Below are 18,717 nucleotides of genomic sequence, written 5' to 3' on the forward strand. Positions count from 1 at the left end.
AGTCTAGAGCGCGGGGGCGTGGATGCCGCGTCTGGCCGCGACGTGATCGAGGAAGCGGCGGTGGAAACGCGTCTCCCCCGTCGATTCGGGGTGGAACGCGGTCCCCAACAGGGCGCCCTGCTCGATCGCGACGACGCGTCCGTCGGCGAGGGTCGCCAGGGGCGCGGCATCCGGACCCCACTCCACCACCGCGGGCGCGCGGATGAAGACCGCGTGCACCGGTGGATCGCCCAGGACGGGCACCTCGAGCTCGGTCTCGAACGACGCGGTCTGGCCGCCGAAGACGTTGCGCGCCACGCGCGCGTCGATGCCGCCGAACGTCTGCTGGCCGGTGATCGCCCCGTCGATGCGGTCGGCGAGCAGGATGAGACCTGCGCACGTGCCGTACATCGGCATCCCCTCGGCGATCGCCGCGCGGATCGGCTCGAACAGGCCGAAGGCGCGGGCGAGCTTGTCGATGACGCTCGACTCGCCGCCGGGGAGGACGAGGCCCTCCACGGCGGCGAGCTCCTCGGGCCGGCGCACGGGTCGCGCGTCGGCACCGAGGGCGGTGAGCACGGCGAGGTGCTCGCGCACGTCCCCCTGCAGGGCGAGGACGCCGACGCGCGGGGAGTTACCAGCCACGCTCGGCGAGGCGGTGCGGGGCCGGGAGGTCGCTGACGTTGATGCCGACCATCGCCTCGCCGAGGCCGCGCGACGCCTCGGCGACGATCTTCGGGTCGTCGTGGAAGGTCGTGGCCTTCACGATCGCGGCGGCACGCTCGGCGGGGTTGCCCGACTTGAAGATGCCCGAGCCGACGAACACGCCGTCGGCGCCGAGCTGCATCATCATCGCGGCGTCGGCCGGGGTGGCCACTCCCCCGGCGGTGAAGAGGACGACAGGCAGCTCGCCGGTCTCGGCGATCTCGGCGACGAGGTCGTAGGGCGCCTGCAGCTCCTTGGCCGCGACGTAGAGCTCGTCCTTCGTCTTGGCGCGCAGGGCGTTGATCTCGCCGCGGATCGTGCGGATGTGCTTGGTCGCCTCCGAGACATCGCCCGTGCCGGCCTCACCCTTGGAGCGGATCATCGCCGCGCCCTCGGTGATGCGGCGCAGGGCCTCGCCGAGGTTGGTCGCCCCGCAGACGAAGGGGACGGTGAAGTTCCACTTGTCGATGTGGTTGACGTAGTCGGCGGGCGAGAGCACCTCGGACTCGTCGATGTAGTCGACGCCGAGCTCCTGCAGGATCTGCGCCTCGACGAAGTGACCGATGCGGGCCTTCGCCATGACGGGGATCGACACCGTGGCGATGATGTCGTCGATGAGGTCGGGGTCGCTCATGCGCGCGACGCCGCCCTGGGCGCGGATGTCGGCGGGCACGCGCTCGAGCGCCATGACGGCGACGGCGCCGGCGTCTTCGGCGATGCGCGCCTGCTCGGCGGTGACGACGTCCATGATCACGCCGCCCTTGAGCATCTCGGCGAGACCGCGCTTGACGCGGGAGGTTCCGGTGTCGGTCATGTCCACTCCGTTCCGCGCCGATGCGGCGCGTGGTTCCGCGCTTCGGGGCGCGATTCTTTGGCTTAGGCCAAACCGTAGCATGGCTCAGGACATAGGCTGTTCGGGACTCAGGGGGGCTCATGAGCATCGACATCACCGGCCGATCGGCATCCGAGATCGCCGCCGATCTGCGCACGCGCATCGAGCGCGCAGAGCTGACCCCGGGGACCCTGCTGCCGTCGGTGCGCGCCGTCGCGGCCGACCTCGGCGTCAACCGCAACACCGTCGTCGCGGCGTACCGGCAGCTCGCGCAGGCGGGCCTCGTCGAAGCGCGCGGTCGCGGCGGCACACGCGTCGCCGATCGCGCCGCCGTCGCCCAGGAGGGCTACGCGCCCGACACCGTGCTGCGCGACGTGGGGTCGGGCAACCCCGACCCGGCGCTCATCCCCGATCCGACCGCGGCCCTCGCCCGGTCGGCGCGCCCCGTGCTGTACGGCGAGCCGGTGATCGACCCGGGCCTGGAGGAATGGGCGCGCGACTGGATGGCGGACGGACTCCCCCACGACGACCTGCGTCTGACCGTCACGAGCGGCGCGAGCGACGCCATCGAACGCCTCCTCGCCCAAGCGCTGCAGCGCGACGACGCGGTGGCCTTGGAAGACCCGTGCTTCCTCTCCGCCCTGCACACGGTGCGCACCGGGGGGTATCGGGCGGTGCCCGTGCCGGTGGATGCCGAGGGCATGACGGTCGACGGACTCCGCGCCGCGCTCGAGGCCGGCGTCCGCGCCGTCATCTGCACGCCCCGCGCCCACAATCCGACCGGCGCGAGTCTCACGGCGGATCGCGCGACGGCCCTGCGCGAGGTGCTCGCGGAGCACCCGTACGTTCTCGTCATCGAAGACGATCACTTCTCGCTGCTGTCCCGCGCTCCCCTGCACTCGGTCATCGGCGCCTCGCAGCGTCGCTGGGCGCGCATCCGCTCGATGTCGAAGTTCCTCGGACCCGACACGTGCCTCGCCGTCACGGCATCCGATCCCGACACCGCCGACGGTCTCGGGCAGCGCCTGACGCCCGGAACCACGTGGGTCAGCCACATCCTCCAGCGCCTCACCCTCGCCCTCGTGACCGATCACGCGGTCCGCGAGGGCATCGAGAGCGCGGCCGTGCACTACGCCGCGCGCAATGCCGCTTTCTGCGCGCAGCTCACCGCTCGCGGGTTGCCGGTCAGCCCGGGCGACGGCCTCAACCTGTGGGTGCCGCTGCCGGTGCCCGCGGCGGGAGTGCGCGAAGACCTCATGAGACGCGGATGGCTGGTGCGCGAGGGCGACCCCTTCTTCCTCGGCGACGGCGACCACGGCTCGTTCCTGCGCCTCACCGTGCACGACCTCGACGAGGCCTCGGCCACGACCCTCGCGGATGACCTGGCCGCCGCCGCGGGCGTGCTCCGCGGATCGGGACGAAGTGGGAGGATCGAGACATGAAGGTCCTCTCGATCCAGTCCGCCGTCGCGTACGGGCACGTCGGAAACTCCGCCGCCGTCTTCCCCCTGCAGCGCATCGGCGTCGAGGTGCTGCCGGTGTATACCGTGAACTTCTCCAACCACACCGGTTACGGCGCGTGGCGCGGTCCGCTCATCTCCCCCGACGACGTCGCCGCCGTGATCCAGGGCATCGAGGACCGCGGCGTCTTCCCCGAGATCGACGTGGTGCTCTCGGGCTACCAGGGCGGCGAGGGCATCGCCGACGTCATCATCGACGCGGTCGCGCGGGTGAAGAAGGCGAACCCGGATGCCGTATACGCCTGCGACCCCGTCATGGGCAACGCCAAGTCGGGGTGCTTCGTGGCGCCTGCGATCCCGGTGCTGCTGCGCGAGCGCGTCGTGCCGGTCGCCGACATCCTGACCCCCAACCAGTTCGAGCTCGGCTTCCTCACCGACACCGAGCCCGGCAGCATCGACTCGACGCTCGAGTCCGCCGACATGCTGCGCGCCCGCGGCCCGCGCACGGTGCTCGTCACGAGCGTCGAGCGCCCCGACCGCGAGCCCGACACGATCGAGATGATGGTCGTCGACGACGCCGGGGCCTGGATCGTGCAGACCCCGCTGATTCCGATGAAGGCGAACGGCTCGGGAGACGTCACCGCGGCCCTGTTCACCGCGCACTACCGCCGCACCGGCGACGCCGCCGACGCGCTCGCCCGCACGGCCTCGAGCGTGTTCGACCTGCTGTCGAACACCTACGAGTCGGGGTCGCGCGAACTGCGTCTCATCGAGTCGCAGGAGGCCTACGCCCACCCGCGCCTGCAGTTCGGCGTGCGCCAGGTGCGCTGAGCAGGGCCCCTGAGCGCAACCCAGGTCCCTGAGCGCAACCCAGGTCCCCGAGCCTGTCGAAGGGCCCGGTCGCTTGCGTAGGTCTCGTGGGCCCGGTGGCTTCGACAAGCTCAGCCACCTCGCGAACGCCAGGTCGCTGAGCCTGTCGAAGGGCCCGGTCGCTTGCGTAGGTCTCGTGGGTCCGGTGGCTTGGACAGGCTCAGCCACTTCGCGAACGCCAGGTCGCTGAGCCTGTCGAAGGGACCGGTCGCTTGCGTAGGTCTCGTGGGTCCGGTGGCTTGGACAGGCTCAGCCACTTCGCGAACGCCAGGTCGCTGAGCCTGTCGAAGGGACCGCAAGCTTGCGCAGGTCTCGTGGGTCCGGTGGCTTCGACAGGCTCAGCCACCTCGCGAAAGGCAGGTCCCTGAGCCTGTCGAAGGGCCCGGTCGCTTGCGTAGGTCTCGTGGGTCCGGTGGCGTCGACAGGCTCAGCCGCCTCGCGAAAGGCAGGTCCCTGAGCCTGTCGAAGGGCCCGGTCGCTTGCGTAGGTCTCGTGGGTCCGGTGGCTTCGACAGGCTCAGCCACCTCGCGAAAGGCAGGTCCCTGAGCCTGTCGAAGGGACCGGGAGCTCGCGCAAGCTCAGCCACCTCGCGTCGCGCAGGGGGTCGTCAACCGCCGTACACGTCCTGATACGCCGCGACCCACATGTCGCCGTCGTCGGGGCACATGAACGTCGTGCCGAACACCATGACGCTCGCGATCGGCGCCTCCGCCTGCAGGCGCGCATCGCCCTGCGCGTCGGCGGGCACCAGTTGGGCGAACAGGGGCGAGGTCGCCACGTGCGCCTGCAGGGTCGACGCGTCGACCTCGTGCCGGCTGAGGATCGCCGTCTCGCAGGCGTCGCCGGCGAGGGCGAGCGACAGGCTCTCGTCGGCCGCGGTCCACGACAGGCCCTGCTGCTCGACGTAGGCGCGCTGCTGGGCGATGAACTCCTGCTGCGCGGGCGTCACCGCCACCAGCGGGGACCCGTCCATCGGCAGCTGCTGCTCGCGGAAATACTCCTCGCGCTCCGCGAAGACGTCTTCGACGCCGTCGGGGGCGACGGTGCCGCTGTATTCCGGAACCGGCGTGCCCGACTCCTCGGTCGCCGGAGACGCCTCCGCATCGGGTGGGAGCGGACTCGGCAGCGGGATGCACGCGGTCGTCACCCCGAGCACCGCGACGAGGGCGAGACCGAGGGCGAGGGGGCGAAGGCGAGCGTGCATGGCCCCACGGTAGCCAGACCGACGCCACCGCGAACCGGGCTTGTGGATAACCCTGTTCTAGGCGTTCCAGGCTTCGGAGACCGTGCGGCGCACATCGCCGAGCAACTGCGGCAGGGCCTTGGTCTTCGCGATGATGGGGAAGAAATTGGCATCCGACGCCCACCGGGGAACGATGTGCTGGTGCAGGTGCGCGTCGACGCCAGCCCCCGCGATCGCTCCCTGGTTCATGCCGAGGTTGAAGCCGTCGCAGTTCGACACTGCGCGCAGCACCCGCATACCGCGCTGCGTGAGGGCGCCGATCTCGGCGACCTCTTCATCGGTGGCGTGGTCGTAGGTCGCGATGTGACGGTACGGGCACACGAGCAGGTGGCCCGAGTTGTACGGGAACAGGTTGAGCAGCACGTACGCCGTCTTCCCGCGCGCCACGATCAGCCCGTCTTCATCGCTCTTGCTGGGAGCGGCGCAGAACGGACAGGTCTTCTCCATCGGCTCGCGCCCCGCCGAGATGTACGCCATGCGGTGCGGCGTCCACAGGCGCTGGAACTCGTCGGGCACGCCCGGAAGGGTCGCGGCGTCGACGAGCTCCGCATCGGTCGTGGGCGATCCGGAGCCGTCGACGGCCGGCATCGAGCCGGAGTCCGACGACGAGCCCGCCGCGACGGCATCCGGATCGCTCATCACGCCAGGTCCTCGGCGGTGTTGACCAGGGTGCGCTGGGCGATCGCGCCGGTGATGCGCGCGACGGCCTCGTCGACCGGGATGCCGTTGAGCTGCGTGCCGTCGCGGAAGCGGAACGAGACCGTGCCGTTGGAGCGGTCCTGCTCGCCGGCGATCAGCATGAGCGGCACCTTCTGCGTGGTGTGCGTGCGGATCTTCTTCTGCATGCGGTCGTCGCTGTGGTCGGCCTCGGCGCGGACGCCCTTGGTCTTGAGGTCGGCGACGATGCCCTGCAGGTAGTCGCCGTACTCGGCGGCGACGGGCACGGCCACGACCTGCACCGGGGCGAGCCACACCGGGAACGCCCCGGCGTAGTGCTCGAGCAGGATCGCGAAGAAGCGCTCGACCGAGCCGAACAGGGCGCGGTGGATCATCACCGGGCGGTGCTTCTCGCCGTCGGGGCCGGTGTACTCGAGCTCGAAGCGCTCGGGCTGGTTGAAGTCGAGCTGGATGGTCGACATCTGCCAGGTGCGCCCGATCGCGTCGCGCGCCTGCACCGAGATCTTCGGGCCGTAGAACGCCGCTCCACCCGGGTCGGGCACGAGCTCGAGGCCCGAGGCCTCGGCGACCTCGCGCAGCGTCTCGGTCGCCTCGGCCCAGAGGGTGTCGTCGCCGATGAACTTCGGGTTGCCCTCCTCCTTGGTCGACAGCTCGAGGTAGAAGTCGTTCAGGCCGTAGTCGCGCAGCGTCTGCAGCACGAAGTCGAGGCTGTGCGTCAGCTCGCCCTTGACCTGGTCGGCCGTGACGTAGATGTGGGTGTCGTCCTGGGTCATGCCGCGCACGCGCGTGAGGCCCGAGAGGGTTCCGCTCTTCTCGTAGCGGTAGACCGATCCGAACTCGCTCAGGCGCAGCGGCAGCTCGCGGTAGCTGCGTCCGCGCGAGCGGAAGATCAGGTTGTGGAACGGGCAATTCATGGGCTTGAGGTAGTACTCCTGGCCCTCGCGCGAGACGTGGCCATCGGCATCCGTCACCTCGTCGAGCACCATCGGGGGGTACATCCCGTCGGCGTACCACTGCAGGTGGCCGCTCGTCATGAACAGGTCGCCCTTGGTGATGTGCGGGGTGTTGACGACCTCGTAGCCGCTGGCGAGCAGGCGCTCGCGCATGTAGCGCTCGATCTCGTAGCGCACGATGCCGCCCTTGGGGTGGAACACCGCGAGCCCCGGGCCGATCTCGTCGGGGAACGAGAACAGGTCGAGTTCCTTGCCGAGCTTGCGGTGGTCGCGCTTCGCCGCCTCTTCGAGCCGGTGCTGGTAGGCGCGCAGCTCGTCTTTCGTGGGCCACGCGGTGCCGTAGATGCGCTGCAGCTGGGGGTTCTTCTCGCTACCGCGCCAGTAGGCGCCGGCGATGCGGGTGAGGTCCCATCCGTTGCCGATGAGGCGCGTGCCGGGCACGTGGGGTCCGCGGCAGAGGTCTTTCCACGCGGTCTCGCCGTCGCGGGTGACGTTGTCGTAGATCGTCAGCTCGCCGGCCCCGACCTCGACGCTGGCACCCTCGGCGGCTTCGGCCGACCCGCCCTTGAGTCCGATGAGCTCGAGCTTGAACGGCTCGTCGGCGAGCTCGGCGCGGGCCTCGTCGTCGGTGACGACGCGACGCACGAAGCGCTGGTTCTCGCGGACGATGCGCTCCATCTCCTTCTTGATGACCTTGAGGTCTTCGGGAGTGAAGGGCTCGTCGACTTGGAAGTCGTAGTAGAAGCCGTCGGTGACGGGCGGGCCGATACCGAGGTTGGCCTGGGGCTTGACACGCTGCACGGCCTGCGCGAGCACATGCGCGGTCGAGTGGCGCAGGATCGAGAGGCCGTCGGCGCTGTCGATCGTGACCGGCTCCACCTGGTCGTCGGCCGTCACGGTCGTGGCCAGGTCTTTCAACTCCCCGTTCACGCGCAGAGCGACGACCGAACGGTCGGGGAAGAGGGCGAAGCCATCGGCGGGGAAATCAGTCACAGAACATCTCCTGAAGGGGTCGTTTCCAGGCTACCGGGCGGGCGTGGTCTCGACGGCACCGGACGTGCCTCATAGTGGAGCGGTGACTCTGGCCATCATCGGCGGCGTGCTGTGGATCCTCGGGATCATCGCGCTGCTCACCGGCGCCCTCCCCGCCGACGACGCGATCGCCGTCGCCGACCGCGTGTGGCCGATCCTGCTCTTCGTCGTCGCGGTGACGATCGTGGCCGAACTGGCGTCGAAGGCGGGACTGTTCGACGTGGTGGCCGCGCGTCTGGCGAAGCTCGCCCGCGGCCGCACGGCGCTGCTGTGGGTGCTGGTGGTGGCCCTCGCGACGGTGGCGACCGCGTTCCTCTCGCTCGACACCACGGCGGTGCTGCTGACGCCGGTCGTCGTGTCGATGGCGGTCGCCCGCAAGCTCGATCCCCTGCCGTTCGCGTTCGTCACCGTGGTGCTCGCCAACACCGCTTCTCTCGTGCTGCCGGTGTCGAACCTCACCAACCTGTTGGCGTCCGAGGCGCTCGGCGGCGGCCACGATCCTGTCGCGTTCCTCGCCCTGCTGGGTCCGTCGGCTCTCATCGCGATCGCGGTGTCGGTCGTCGTGCTCACGGTGGTGTTCCTGCGGCGTCTGCCGAAGACGTATCCGGATGCCGACTCCCCCCGCGTATCCGACACGCTCCTCTTGCGCGTCTCCGGCGTCGTCACCCTGGCTCTCCTCCCCCTGCTGGTGGTGGGGCTCGAACCGTGGATCCCCGCGGTGGGGGCCGCGGTCGTGCTCATCGCGGCCTTCGCCTGGCGCGCGCCGCGGGCTCTCGGCATCCGCCTCGTGCCCTGGTCTCTGCTGGTGTTCGCCGGTGGCCTGTTCCTGGCGGTCGGCGCGCTCGAGGCGCTCGGCATCGGCCAGGTCACCACGGTGCTGGCCGGCACCGGTGACGACCTCGTCTCGCTCTGGCAGCTCGCCGGGGTGGGGGCGCTCGTGGCGAACGGCATCAACAACCTGCCGGCCTACCTCGCGCTCGAGTCGGTCGCGGGTTCCCCCGTGCGCCTCGCGGCCCTTCTGATCGGCGTGAACGCGGGACCGATCGTGACCCCGTGGGCGTCGCTGGCGACGCTGTTGTGGCACGACCGGCTCGTCGCAGCGGGCGTCGAGGTGCGCTGGAGCCGCTTCGTGCTGCTCGGCGCCGTGATCGCCCCGCTCATCCTGCTGCTGGGCGTGCTGCCGCTAGTGCGGTGAGCGTCAGTCTTCGTAGGCGCGGGCCCAGGCCTTCGTCGGCTCGATGAACCACACCGCGAGCCCTTCCCGCATGCCGTACGGCTCTCCGGTGTAGAGCCGCGAGATGCGGTCGACGTACGCGAGGGCGTCGTCACCGTCAATGCGCTCCACCGCCGTGCCGCGGACGAACGCCATCGAGTACGGGTTGTCGGCGGCCACCACCGAGATCGCGACGCGCGGGTCACGGCGCAGGTTGCGGTCCTTCAGCGTGTCGACCTCGGTGAAGAGGACGAGCCGCTCCCCCTCGACGGCGACCCACAGCGGGATGGAGTGCGGCGATCCGTCCTTCATCAGTGTCGCGAGGTGGGCGACGACGTCGGTCTCGAAGTACGGCGTGACGGTGGTCCAGTTGGTCATTCCTTCTGCAACGTGCCGACCGCCGTCGGTCATTCCGCTCAGGCGCGAGCCGGCTCCGGCATCTGTTCGTTCGGAACCTCGCGGAACACCATCTCCTCGCGCCGGACGCTCTCGCGGGGCGCGGATTCGTCGGGCTCGGGCACGACGTACAGACCCCGACCGGAGTTGGCGTTGTAGGTCAGTGCGTGCAGCCACGCCGGGCTCAGCTGGGGAGAACGGCTGCCGTGGTACTTGAAGACGAGCGACACGTTGGGGTGGATGTACACGGTCGTGCGCCCGCCACCCGTGCTGATGTCGTCTTTCCACGAGAACGGAAAGCTCTCTCCGCGCCGCACCTTCGCCATGATCACGGCCTGCAGGTGAGCGAGAAGCCGGTCTTCGAAATCGACCTTGATGTTGCCGTCGTAGATGAACTTGCCCATGCTGGCCCCCAGACTGGTCTGCCCGGTCCGCGCGCGTCTCCGGCGAGAACTCGAACGCGACGGCCGGCTGACGACCCGTGGGCTCAGCCTCTCGCGCGACCACGAAGGCGGTCCAGCCCCTTGCGAGCGCCGCGCCCTCGGGATATCGGCGCGATCGCTCAGGCGGTGCGGCTGACGCGCAGGATGACGCGGTCGCCGGGCTTGCGCTGCACCTTCCGCACGATCGCCTCGAAGCCGATGATCGCGCGGTACTGCCAGCCGTACTTGCGCTTCAGGGCGGAGTCGGCGCGGCGGTCGTCTTGCGCCGGTCCCGCGATGCGCGCGTGCGCCTCGACCGTGATGGCATCCGGCTCGACCTTGCCCATGCGGCTGCACGGACGCAGCACGACGCGGGCGTCGTTGCGCAGGCGCTTGACCTTGCCGGTCGTGCGCTCGCTGGTGACGACGAGCTCGTCGCCGTCGCGAGCGATCCAAACGGGAACAGCGACGAGCTCGCCGTTGCGGCGGTACGTGCCGAAGGTGACGAAGTCGGATGCCGCGATCTCGCGCCAGAGGGTGTCGGGAACGGTCATGGTGTCACGCTAGCGATCCCGTCGTGTCGTCGGCGGGGCTTGCACGACGACGGAGGGGATGCACGGGCCGCTGGCCGATGCGCGCAGACTGTGTGGGAACGCTTCCATGAAAAGGTTGTCTCAGCCTACGGTGGCGATCGTGGGGAACTATGACGTGCCGATGGTGGGGGCAGTGGTGGTGTCGTTTCAAACGCTCCGGTTCGGCCTGTCGAACGAGACGATGATGTTGCTGACCTCGGTGCACACCCCCGAGGGGCGGTCGGTGAGTCCGATCGAGCACGAACGGGTCGCGCAGTATCTGGAGAGCATCGGGGTGCTCTGAGCCGACGGCACGGACCCCGCGAACCTCAAGGCCAGCGCAAGGAACCCACAACGTCGGCTCAATTCACACGAATAGGTGTCCCCCATTCGGTGGACATGCTTTAGCGTCGTGTTGTTCCCGCCGCCAGGCACTCCGCAGCCCCCCTTACTGGCGGCGGGAACGGCCTCTTCCCGCTCCGTGTCAGTGGCCGTCGATGTGGACGCCCACGCCCGCGAGACTGCATCCCGCTGACGAGCCGGCTGCAACCTGACGCAGGTTCGTCAGCGAGATGCAGTCTCAGCGTGGCGACGCCCCGCTTGCGCTTTCTGGTGCCGCGACCCATCGCGACGTGGTCGTGCCCGTCGGCGGTTGCTCGCAGGGCTTGCTTGCCCGCGAGACTGCATCTCGCTGACACTTCAGCTGCAGCCTGACGCGCGGTTGTCAGCGAGATGCAGTCTCGGCGTCGCCAGGGCGTCTGTGGTGGTACGGGCTGCGTCACGTGGCGGGCCGCATCCCGGGGGAGCCTGTGGGGGTACGGGCTACTTCATGCGGCGGGCCGCACGCCACGCTGCCGCGCACGCACGAAAAAACCCCCGGCGAACCGGGGGTTTTCGGTGGTGCGCGATACTGGGATCGAACCAGTGACCTCTTCCGTGTCAGGGAAGCGCGCTACCGCTGCGCCAATCGCGCCTATACAGGCTGTTCTGTTGTGAGTTGAGGTGGCGACGGGATTCGAACCCGTGTAAACGGCTTTGCAGGCCGGTGCCTAGCCGCTCGGCCACGCCACCGTGATGTGGTTCGACCCACGTGTCGTGATTCTCCGTCGGTTTCCCAGACGGAGATCCCTCCACTCGAGCGGATGACGAGACTCGAACTCGCGACCCCAACCTTGGCAAGGTTGTGCGCTACCAACTGCGCTACATCCGCATTTCGTTCCCGGGGCTTGCCCCGAGCACTCGTAAGACATTACCCGATCTGGGCGGCTGCGCAAAACGAGACGCGCCCCGCGCGTGTCATCTGCGGCGGCGGGCATCGTGGTCGAAAGCACCTCTCGGCATCCGGTACGATCGATGAGTCCCGTTCGGGATGCGGGCGATTGGCGCAGTTGGTAGCGCGCTTCCTTCACACGGAAGAGGTCATCAGTTCGAGTCTGGTATCGCCCACCGAAAAGGCCCCCGGTTCTCCGGGGGCCTTCGTCGTTTGCGAGGGCCTCGAGGCTCACTCGACCCTCGTCCACGCGGCATCCGGATGCTCTCGTCGCCACTCCTGGCGCGGACCGTTCTCGGTCGCCGCGTCGGTCAGCCAGACGGTGGAATCGGGCGCCCAGCCGGCGATGACGCTCGCGTACTCGTCGTCGACCTCGATCGTTCGCGTCGCGCCGGTGAGGTAGCCGAGGGTGGTCAGGTGCACGGCGTCCCACTCGCGGGCGATACGCCGCCAGTCGGGCTGAAGCCAGCGCCCGTCTCGTCCCGTCGTGCGATACCAGTCGTGCCGATGCGAGGCCGTCACCTCGAGCGGATACCGCCGGCACAGGTCGGCCCAGTCGGCAGGTCCGTGGATCTCGAGCGTCCGCCCTTCACCGGCGACCGGGATGACCGTCGCGACCTCGTCACCGAAGGCGTCTTCGACGAGGTCGAGCGCGGCGGGGATACTCCCCCGGGTCGACAGCATCCAGACGGGCACCGACCACCACTCGCCCGAGAAACGCGCTGTCGGATCGGTCGGCCACCCCCGTCGTGCGCGCTCCTCAGCCGCGCGCAGGCCGGCGTCCCAGGTCTCGAGGGTGTCGGCCGCATCGGGGGCCACAGGGCCGGCGACGTCGCGAAGATGCCACTGCACCGCCCACTGCTGGTCGGACCGTTCGAGACGCCACGACGGTCCGGCGTGGGCGAGCAGGTCGCGCGCGAGTGGTCGGAGGGCCTCGATGATCTGCGGTTCGGCGGCGAGCCGGTCGAGCGTGTCGGGCTCCTGCCAGTAGCGCGCGACGTCGACCGTGACGCGCAGCGCGGCGGCGAGGGCGCCGGCGTCGACGGGGGTTCCGGATGCCGAGGCGAGCGCCTGCGCGATGTCGCCCACGCTGGGGTCGGGGATCGACGCGTGCTCCCCGTGGCCGATGGCGATGACCGTCGAGCGCTCATCGACGTGATGCAAGGCGTAGAAGCCGACGAGTTCGCTGACGTCGCGCACGCGACACGCATAGTCGAGGCAGAGCCGCCTCCCCCGAGGTCCCTCGAGCAGCGGTTCGTTCACCCGCGGGTCCATCCGTAGCGTGCCCTCAGCGCTGCCGCGACGATGTCGAACCGCTTACGGTCGAGAGCGGCCGCCTCGCGCCGCATTCCCGAATCGTGCACGAGGTACACCTGCTCGATGTCCACCCACGACGGCCGCCGCTGCGGGTCCCACTCCCCCGTGCCGAGCGAGAGGTACTGCCGGTCGCCGTCGTGCGGCTTGCTCGTCAGTCGCACGGCGTACGAGCGGGTGGCATCCGCCCGCCCGATGACCAGCACGGGGCGGTCCTTGCCGCGACCGTCGCGCTCCTCGTACGGCACCCACGTCCAGACGATCTCGCCGCCGTCGGGCGCGTTGTCGCGCTCGGGGGCGTAGGTGAGGGTGAGACGCCGCGGCGGGTCGATCTCGACCGTCTGGGCCCCCTCTGGGGCCGTTGCCGGGGCGCTCGGGCGTCGTGACGGCGCCGACGGTCGCTCTGGAGCGGCCGTACGCGTCGGCTTCGACGACGAGAACAAGCCCAGAATGGCCGACAGCAGACGAGACGTGGTTGACATACCGCCCACCCTAGACACGCGGAACGGGGCGCCACCGACGAATCGGCGACGCCCCGTTCAGGGGGTGATGCGGGTCAGGCGCGAGCGTCCGAGAGTACGTAGCCCTCTTCGCCGTGCACGACGGTGTCGATTCCGGCGATCTCGTCTTCGTTCTTCACGCGGAAGCCGATCGTCTTCTCGATTGCGAAACCGATGACGAACGCGAGCACGAAGGAGTAGACCAGAACGGCGATGGCCGCGATCGCCTGGACGATCAGCTGGTTGAACGAGCCGCTGTAGATCAGGCCGCTGGTGTTGGCGAAGATGCCCAGGTACAGCGTTCCGAGCAGACCACCGACGAGGTGGATGCCGACCACATCGAGCGAGTCGTCGAAGCCGAGCTTGAACTTCAGCTCGATGGCCAGGGCGCAGACGGCACCGGCGAGCAGGCCGAGCACGATCGCCCAGAAGGGAGTCAGCGCGGCGCAGGCCGGGGTGATCGCGACGAGACCGGCGACGGCACCCGAGGCAGCGCCGACCGAGGTGGGCTTGCCGTCCTTGATCTTCTCGACGATCAGCCACGCGAGCAGAGCGGCGGCGGGGGCGGCGATCGTGTTCACGAACGCGAGGGCCGCGGTGCCGTCGGCGGCGAGCTCCGAACCGGCGTTGAAGCCGAACCAGCCGAACCACAGCAGGCCCGCGCCGAGGAGCACGAACGGCGGGTTGTGGGGAACGTGAGCGCCCTTCTGGAACCCGACGCGCTTGCCGAGCACCAGGGCGAGGGCGAGGGCCGCCGCACCGGCGTTGATGTGCACCGCGGTACCACCGGCGAAGTCGATCGCGCCGACGCCGAAGACGTCCTGCATGCCGTGCGTGATCCAGCCGCCGTAGGCGAAGGAGGCGTCGTCGGCGAGGCCGAAGTTGAAGACCCAGCTGGCGACCGGGAAGTAAACGACCGTGGCCCAGATACCGGCGAAGATCATCCACGCACCGAACTTGGCGCGGTCGGCGATGGCGCCCGAGACGAGCGCGACGGTGATGATGGCGAACGTGGCCTGGAAGGCGACGAAGGCGAGCGGCGGGTAGGCCGCACCCTCGGGCGTCTCGAGCACGCCGGCGAGGCTGAAGTTGGTCGGGTCGATCGCCCACGGGAACTGGGTCGTGCCCTCAGCGGTGGTCGGGAACGCGATCGAGTAGCCGTAGAGCACCCAGAGGACGCCCATGAGGCCCATCGCGCCGAAGCTCATCATCATCATGCTGATGACGCTCTTGGCCTTGACGAGGCCGCCGTAGAAGAACGCGAGTCCTGGCGTCATGAGCAGCACGAGTGCCGCTGCTATCAGGATGAATGCGGTGTTGCCTTGATCCATCTCGGAGGAAACCTCTCTGCGGGGACGCAGGTGTAGCGTCGGGTCCCCACAGTTTCGTCAGCCCCGGTTTCCGCGGGCGTTCGAGTCGTGTTTCGGGGGCGTTACAGCCCGGCCGCTCCGGTAAACATCGCGTTTCGCGTGGCCGCGAGCCGCTGATGGACGCGCTTTACGAATGCGTGAGCGCGACCAGACGCGACACCGCGCGCAGGTACTTCTTGCGGTATCCGCCGCCCAGCATCTCTTCGCTGAAGACGCTGCTGAGGGGTTCTCCGGTCGCGCGGATCGGAATCTGCGCGTCGTAGGCGCGGTCGACGAACGCGACCAGACGCAGGGCCGCCGACTGATCGTGCAGCACCTTCACGTCGCGCAGGCCGATGACGTCCACTCCGTCGATGAGCCGGATGAAGCGCGACGGGTGCACGCGCGCGAGGTGGGTCACCAGATCGGTGAAGGAGTCGTCGGATGCCACTCCCCCCGCAGCCGCGGCGTCGAGCGCCTCGCGGTACGCCTCGTCGGAGAGCGTCTGGGCCTCTCCGTCGACGGCGCGCTGGCGGAAGTCGGTGCCGTCGATGCGGATGGTGCGGAAGCTGTCGGACATCGACTGGATCTCGCGCAGGAAGTCCTGCGCGGCGAACCGGCCCTCGCCCAAGGCGTTGGGCGGGGTGTTCGAGGTCGCCGCGAGGCGGGTTCCGGATGCCACGAGCTCGCCCAGCAGGCGCGTCATGACCATCGTGTCGCCCGGGTCGTCGAGCTCGAACTCGTCGATGCAGAGCAGGTCGGAACCGCGGAACAGTTCGACCGCCTTGGCGTAGCCGAGCACGCCCACGAGCGCGGTGTACTCGATGAAGGAGCCGAAGTACTTCCGGCGGGCCGGCATCGCGTGGTAGATCGCGGCGAGCAGGTGGGTCTTTCCGACACCGAAGCCGCCGTCGAGGTAGACCCCCGGCTTCACGGGCGGTGTCTTCTCGGCGCGGCGGAAGAAGCCGCCCTTCTTCGCCGGAGCCGACTGCGCGCCGGCGAAGGTCTGCAGCAGTTCCTTCGCCTCCTGCTGCGACGGGTACGCGGCATCCGCCCGATACGACTCGAAGGTCGCGCCGTCGAACTGCGGGGGCGGAACCAGCGCGTTCACCATCTCGGCTCCCGACACCGCGGGCTCTCGATCGGTGAGGTGGATGAGGCCGGTCGTCGCGGGCGTAGAGGTCATGGCCGTCCTGTGTCGCAGTCTTACGAGGGGGTGCATGCCCCGACGCCGCGGATCTAGGGTCGAAGGTGCGGTGTCCACCCTATGCCGCCGCATCCGCCGCCTTGACCGAGGAGTTCTCCGTGACCGTCGAGTTCGACACCACGTCCCCCAAATTCGCCGACTACTCCGAGCCCGGCCGGCTCGTGACGGGCGACTGGCTGCAGGAGCGCCTCGGTCAGCCCGGCCTGGTCGTCGTCGAGTCCGACGAAGACGTGCTGCTGTACGAGACGGGTCACATCCCCGGCTCGGTCAAGGTCGACTGGCACACCGAGCTGAACGACCCCGTCGTGCGCGACTACGTCGACGGCGAGGGCTTCGCGAAGCTGCTGAACCGCAAGGGCATCTCGCGCGACGACACCGTGGTGATCTACGGCGACAAGAACAACTGGTGGGCCGCCTACGCCCTGTGGGTGTTCTCGCTGTTCGGCCACGAAGACGTGCGCCTGCTCGACGGCGGCCGCGACCGTTGGATCGCCGAAGGTCGCCCGATCACGACCGACAAGACGGTCGTCGAGCCCACCGACTACCCCGTCGTCGAGCGCGACGACTCGGCGCTGCGCGCCTACAAGGACGACGTGCTCGCCCACCTCGGCAACCCGCTCATCGACGTGCGCTCGCCCGAGGAGTACTCCGGTGAGCGCACCACCGCCCCCGCCTACCCCGAAGAAGGCGCTCTGCGTGCGGGTCACATCCCGAGCGCGCAGAGCGTGCCGTGGGGCAAGGCCGTCGCCGAGGACGGCACGTTCAAGTCGCGTGCCGAGCTCGACGCCATCTACCGCGACGGCGCGGGGCTGGCCGACGGAGACAAGGTCGTGGCCTACTGCCGCATCGGCGAGCGGTCGAGCCACACGTGGTTCGTGCTGAAGCACCTGCTCGGCTTCGACGACGTGCGCAACTACGACGGGTCGTGGACCGAGTGGGGCAGCGCGGTGCGCGTGCCGATCGTCGCCGGGTCCGAGCCCGGCGAGGTCCCCTCCCGCTGATCCGGGATGCCGCGGGCGTGGGAGGATGACGGAGATGTCCGATACCGCCCTCCCCGCCCGCCTGGCCGAGATCCGCGACGACTTCCTCGAACTCGAGGAGCCCGACCGCCTCGAGCTGCTGTTGGAGTTCTCGCACGAGCTCCCCGAGGTGCCGGCCGAGTACGCCGACCACCCCGAGATGCGCGAGCGCGTCGTCGAGTGCCAGTCGCCGGTCTACATCATCGTGACCGTCGACGGCGACGAGCGGGTGGCGATGCACGCCACGGCTCCGGCCGAGGCGCCCACGACCCGCGGGTTCGCGAGCATTCTGTCGCAAGGGCTCACGGGACTGTCGGCCGACGAGGTGCTCGCGGTGCCCGACGACTTCCCGCAGAGCATCGGACTCACCCGCGCGGTGAGCCCCCTCCGCATCGCCGGGATGACCGGCATGCTCATGCGCGTCAAGCGCCAGGTGCGCGCCAAGCGCGAGGCCTGAGACCCGGCATCCGTCGTTCCGCGCTCAGTCGCGGGTGAGATCCTGCGCGCGCACCCAGTCGCGGATCGCCGCGGTCCAGCGCATCTCGTCGTAGTTCCACAGTTTCGTGTGGCGGGCGACGGTGAACGTCTCCATCGTCACGAGGTCGGGGCGAGCCGCCGCGAGGGCGTGCGAGGCGTCGGAGGGCACGAAGCCGTCGTCGTCGCTGTGCAGGATGAGCGTCGGATGCCGCAGCTCCGCGGCCCGTGCGACGCCGTCGAGGCGATCGAGCGGGATCGGTTCGCCGCTGCGCAGCACCGCGGCACCCCAGTTCGAGGCGATCGTCGACTGCGCCAGCGTGATCACGGGCAGCGGCAGGCGCATCATGCGGCCCTGGAAGCTGAGCACCGTGCGCCAGTCGACGACGGGCGACTCCAGCACGAGACCCGCGATCACCTCGGCGTGCGGGGACTCCAGCGCCGCCTGGAGCGAGAGCGCGCCACCCATCGACCACCCCATGAGGATGACGCGCTTCGCGCCGTGGCGGCGGGCGTAGCCGATCGCCGCGTCGAGGTCGCGCCACTCGGTCGCTCCGAGCGCGTAGGTGCCCGACGCGCTGCGCGGGGCGTCGCCGTCGTTGCGGTACGACACCACGAGCGAGGTGATCCCGAGGTCGTGGAACACCGGCACCGCCCGCAGGGCCTCGGCGCGGGTGGTGCCGCGACCGTGCACCTGCACGACCCAGACGTCGGTGGCGGATGCCGCGGGGAACAGCCACGCGGGGCACGCGCCGACCGGGGTGTCGATGTCGACCTCTTCGACGGGGAGGTGCAGCTGCTCGGGCTTGTCGAAGTACCAGCCGCTGAACGCCGCCTCGGCCGCGAGGTCGCCGTCGGCGGGCACGTGGGTGAGGAGCTTGCGCGTGACGGTGGATTCGTCGCTGCCGACGATCGAGCCCAGGCGCAGGTAGTCGGCCGAGCCCACGGTGAACAGGCCGTAGCGGCCGGGCAGAGAGGTGTCGGGGGTGCGCGCGAGCGTGATCGTCTGGGCGGCGGCGTCGAGGCGCACGATGCGGGTGTCGGGGCGGCGTCCGGCGGGGCGCACAACCGTGCGCGCGACGCGGAGGGACACGGCGCCGAGAGCGGCGGCCGAGGCCGCCAGAGTGACGCTCAGAGCCGAGAGGGCGATGCCGAGGCCGGTGGTCGTGCGCCGCGATGCGCGGGAACCCGCGGCGCGCCTGGGAGCGTTCATCGTGGCCTCACTCTAGT

General features: G+C 69.7%; 19 protein-coding genes and 4 tRNA genes. 7 read left to right on the plus strand and 16 right to left on the minus strand.

Annotated features, from left to right (window positions below):
* Nucleotides 1-3: 3 nt before the first annotated feature.
* Together pdxT and pdxS are read right to left on the minus strand one after the other, a co-directional pair.
* Nucleotides 4-624, minus strand: coding sequence for a pyridoxal 5'-phosphate synthase glutaminase subunit PdxT (pdxT, locus tag LPW41_RS08975; RefSeq protein WP_154096646.1), 621 nt, complete (start codon nt 622-624; stop codon nt 4-6).
* On the minus strand, nt 614-1,498 hold the full coding sequence (pdxS, locus tag LPW41_RS08980; RefSeq protein ID WP_187358409.1) for a pyridoxal 5'-phosphate synthase lyase subunit PdxS: 885 nt from the start codon (nt 1,496-1,498) through the stop codon (nt 614-616). Before pdxS ends, pdxT begins: the two co-directional genes overlap by 11 nt.
* 119 nt (nt 1,499-1,617) lie before the next feature.
* On the opposite strand from pdxS, the gene LPW41_RS08985 reads away from it, so the two are divergent.
* Together LPW41_RS08985 and pdxY are read left to right on the plus strand one after the other, a co-directional pair.
* Entirely contained in the window at nt 1,618-2,958 is a 1,341-nt protein-coding gene (locus LPW41_RS08985) for an aminotransferase class I/II-fold pyridoxal phosphate-dependent enzyme (RefSeq protein ID WP_154096644.1), read from the plus strand.
* On the plus strand, nt 2,955-3,806 hold the full coding sequence (gene pdxY / locus LPW41_RS08990; RefSeq protein WP_154096643.1) for a pyridoxal kinase PdxY: 852 nt from the start codon (nt 2,955-2,957) through the stop codon (nt 3,804-3,806). Before LPW41_RS08985 ends, pdxY begins: the two co-directional genes overlap by 4 nt.
* A 646-nt stretch (nt 3,807-4,452) precedes the next feature.
* Here pdxY and LPW41_RS08995 read toward each other — a convergent pair.
* The 3 genes from LPW41_RS08995 to thrS are packed head-to-tail and all read right to left on the minus strand — an operon-like array spanning nt 4,453 to nt 7,712.
* The gene (locus LPW41_RS08995; RefSeq protein WP_230704635.1) at nt 4,453-5,049 is read right to left on the minus strand and encodes a hypothetical protein; all 597 of its coding nucleotides are present in this window, start codon (nt 5,047-5,049) and stop codon (nt 4,453-4,455) included.
* Nucleotides 5,050-5,106: 57 nt separating this feature from the next.
* Entirely contained in the window at nt 5,107-5,676 is a 570-nt protein-coding gene (locus LPW41_RS09000; protein ID WP_230704928.1) for an HIT domain-containing protein, read from the minus strand.
* 50 nt (nt 5,677-5,726) lie between these two features.
* A complete protein-coding gene (thrS, locus tag LPW41_RS09005; RefSeq protein ID WP_144833520.1) occupies nt 5,727-7,712 on the minus strand; it encodes a threonine--tRNA ligase in 1,986 nt (661 codons plus the stop codon).
* Between the two features lie 82 nt (nt 7,713-7,794).
* Between thrS and LPW41_RS09010 the strand changes: the two genes are divergently transcribed.
* Nucleotides 7,795-8,946, plus strand: coding sequence for an SLC13 family permease (locus tag LPW41_RS09010; protein WP_144833522.1), 1,152 nt, complete (start codon nt 7,795-7,797; stop codon nt 8,944-8,946).
* A gap of 3 nt (nt 8,947-8,949) precedes the next feature.
* On the opposite strand, the gene LPW41_RS09015 is transcribed toward LPW41_RS09010, so the two are convergent.
* The 3 genes from LPW41_RS09015 to LPW41_RS09025 all read right to left on the minus strand — a co-directional run bounded on the left by LPW41_RS09015 (nt 8,950) and on the right by LPW41_RS09025 (nt 10,336).
* The gene (locus LPW41_RS09015) at nt 8,950-9,342 is read right to left on the minus strand and encodes a TIGR03618 family F420-dependent PPOX class oxidoreductase (protein ID WP_154096640.1); all 393 of its coding nucleotides are present in this window, start codon (nt 9,340-9,342) and stop codon (nt 8,950-8,952) included.
* Between the two features lie 38 nt (nt 9,343-9,380).
* Nucleotides 9,381-9,764 carry an ATP-dependent DNA ligase gene (locus tag LPW41_RS09020; RefSeq protein ID WP_144833526.1) on the minus strand — a complete coding sequence of 128 codons (384 nt, stop codon included), beginning with the start codon at nt 9,762-9,764 and terminating at the stop codon, nt 9,381-9,383.
* Nucleotides 9,765-9,922: 158 nt separating this feature from the next.
* The gene (locus LPW41_RS09025; protein ID WP_230704636.1) at nt 9,923-10,336 is read right to left on the minus strand and encodes a PPOX class F420-dependent oxidoreductase; all 414 of its coding nucleotides are present in this window, start codon (nt 10,334-10,336) and stop codon (nt 9,923-9,925) included.
* Nucleotides 10,337-10,475: 139 nt separating this feature from the next.
* Between LPW41_RS09025 and LPW41_RS09030 the strand changes: the two genes are divergently transcribed.
* Nucleotides 10,476-10,658, plus strand: a complete 183-nt coding sequence (locus LPW41_RS09030) for a hypothetical protein (protein WP_154096638.1) — start codon at nt 10,476-10,478, stop codon at nt 10,656-10,658.
* 594 nt (nt 10,659-11,252) lie between these two features.
* Here the strand turns inward: LPW41_RS09030 and LPW41_RS09035 are convergent.
* The 3 genes from LPW41_RS09035 to LPW41_RS09045 form a co-directional block, all read right to left on the minus strand.
* Nucleotides 11,253-11,327 (minus strand) — tRNA-Val (locus LPW41_RS09035).
* 27 nt (nt 11,328-11,354) lie between these two features.
* Nucleotides 11,355-11,425 (minus strand) — tRNA-Cys (locus LPW41_RS09040).
* Nucleotides 11,426-11,491: 66 nt separating this feature from the next.
* A tRNA-Gly gene (locus LPW41_RS09045) sits at nt 11,492-11,564 on the minus strand.
* Nucleotides 11,565-11,727: 163 nt separating this feature from the next.
* Between LPW41_RS09045 and LPW41_RS09050 the strand changes: the two genes are divergently transcribed.
* Nucleotides 11,728-11,800, plus strand: a tRNA-Val gene (locus tag LPW41_RS09050).
* A gap of 55 nt (nt 11,801-11,855) precedes the next feature.
* Here LPW41_RS09050 and LPW41_RS09055 read toward each other — a convergent pair.
* From LPW41_RS09055 to zapE, 4 genes are all read right to left on the minus strand, one after another.
* The gene (locus tag LPW41_RS09055) at nt 11,856-12,824 is read right to left on the minus strand and encodes a hypothetical protein (protein WP_230704637.1); all 969 of its coding nucleotides are present in this window, start codon (nt 12,822-12,824) and stop codon (nt 11,856-11,858) included.
* 59 nt (nt 12,825-12,883) lie between these two features.
* Nucleotides 12,884-13,420 (minus strand): type II toxin-antitoxin system PemK/MazF family toxin, encoded by a 537-nt coding sequence (locus tag LPW41_RS09060; protein ID WP_230704638.1) that lies wholly within the window; start codon nt 13,418-13,420, stop codon nt 12,884-12,886.
* A 74-nt stretch (nt 13,421-13,494) separates the two neighbouring features.
* Entirely contained in the window at nt 13,495-14,769 is a 1,275-nt protein-coding gene (locus LPW41_RS09065; RefSeq protein WP_144833536.1) for an ammonium transporter, read from the minus strand.
* A 166-nt stretch (nt 14,770-14,935) separates the two neighbouring features.
* A complete protein-coding gene (gene zapE / locus LPW41_RS09070; RefSeq protein ID WP_230704639.1) occupies nt 14,936-15,973 on the minus strand; it encodes a cell division protein ZapE in 1,038 nt (345 codons plus the stop codon).
* 119 nt (nt 15,974-16,092) lie between these two features.
* Here zapE and LPW41_RS09075 point away from each other — a divergent pair, with 119 nt between their 5' ends.
* Nucleotides 16,093-16,995, plus strand: a complete 903-nt coding sequence (locus LPW41_RS09075; RefSeq protein WP_230704640.1) for a sulfurtransferase — start codon at nt 16,093-16,095, stop codon at nt 16,993-16,995.
* Nucleotides 16,996-17,029: 34 nt separating this feature from the next.
* Nucleotides 17,030-17,470, plus strand: coding sequence for a SufE family protein (locus LPW41_RS09080; RefSeq protein WP_186325526.1), 441 nt, complete (start codon nt 17,030-17,032; stop codon nt 17,468-17,470).
* Nucleotides 17,471-17,494: 24 nt separating this feature from the next.
* Here the strand turns inward: LPW41_RS09080 and LPW41_RS09085 are convergent, their stop codons facing one another.
* Nucleotides 17,495-18,700: a S9 family peptidase gene (locus LPW41_RS09085; RefSeq protein WP_230704641.1), complete on the minus strand. Its 1,206-nt coding sequence runs from the start codon at nt 18,698-18,700 to the stop codon at nt 17,495-17,497.
* Nucleotides 18,701-18,717 lie beyond the last annotated feature (17 nt).

Source organism: Microbacterium sp. JC 701 (assembly GCF_021026215.1).
GTDB lineage: Bacteria > Actinomycetota > Actinomycetes > Actinomycetales > Microbacteriaceae > Microbacterium > Microbacterium algihabitans.

Coding starts and splice junctions, on each gene's coding strand:
- LPW41_RS08995 (WP_230704635.1), bottom strand. CDS start 5,049: ATGCACGCTCGCCTTCGCCCCCTCGCCCTCGGTCTCGCCCTCGTCGCG.
- LPW41_RS09080 (WP_186325526.1), top strand. CDS start 17,030: ATGTCCGATACCGCCCTCCCCGCCCGCCTGGCCGAGATCCGCGACGAC.
- LPW41_RS09085 (WP_230704641.1), bottom strand. CDS start 18,700: ATGAACGCTCCCAGGCGCGCCGCGGGTTCCCGCGCATCGCGGCGCACG.
- LPW41_RS09000 (WP_230704928.1), bottom strand. CDS start 5,676: ATGCCGGCCGTCGACGGCTCCGGATCGCCCACGACCGATGCGGAGCTC.
- pdxS (WP_187358409.1), bottom strand. CDS start 1,498: ATGACCGACACCGGAACCTCCCGCGTCAAGCGCGGTCTCGCCGAGATG.
- LPW41_RS09060 (WP_230704638.1), bottom strand. CDS start 13,420: ATGTCAACCACGTCTCGTCTGCTGTCGGCCATTCTGGGCTTGTTCTCG.
- LPW41_RS09020 (WP_144833526.1), bottom strand. CDS start 9,764: ATGGGCAAGTTCATCTACGACGGCAACATCAAGGTCGATTTCGAAGAC.
- LPW41_RS09025 (WP_230704636.1), bottom strand. CDS start 10,336: ATGACCGTTCCCGACACCCTCTGGCGCGAGATCGCGGCATCCGACTTC.
- pdxY (WP_154096643.1), top strand. CDS start 2,955: ATGAAGGTCCTCTCGATCCAGTCCGCCGTCGCGTACGGGCACGTCGGA.
- zapE (WP_230704639.1), bottom strand. CDS start 15,973: ATGACCTCTACGCCCGCGACGACCGGCCTCATCCACCTCACCGATCGA.
- LPW41_RS09065 (WP_144833536.1), bottom strand. CDS start 14,769: ATGGATCAAGGCAACACCGCATTCATCCTGATAGCAGCGGCACTCGTG.
- LPW41_RS08985 (WP_154096644.1), top strand. CDS start 1,618: ATGAGCATCGACATCACCGGCCGATCGGCATCCGAGATCGCCGCCGAT.
- LPW41_RS09015 (WP_154096640.1), bottom strand. CDS start 9,342: ATGACCAACTGGACCACCGTCACGCCGTACTTCGAGACCGACGTCGTC.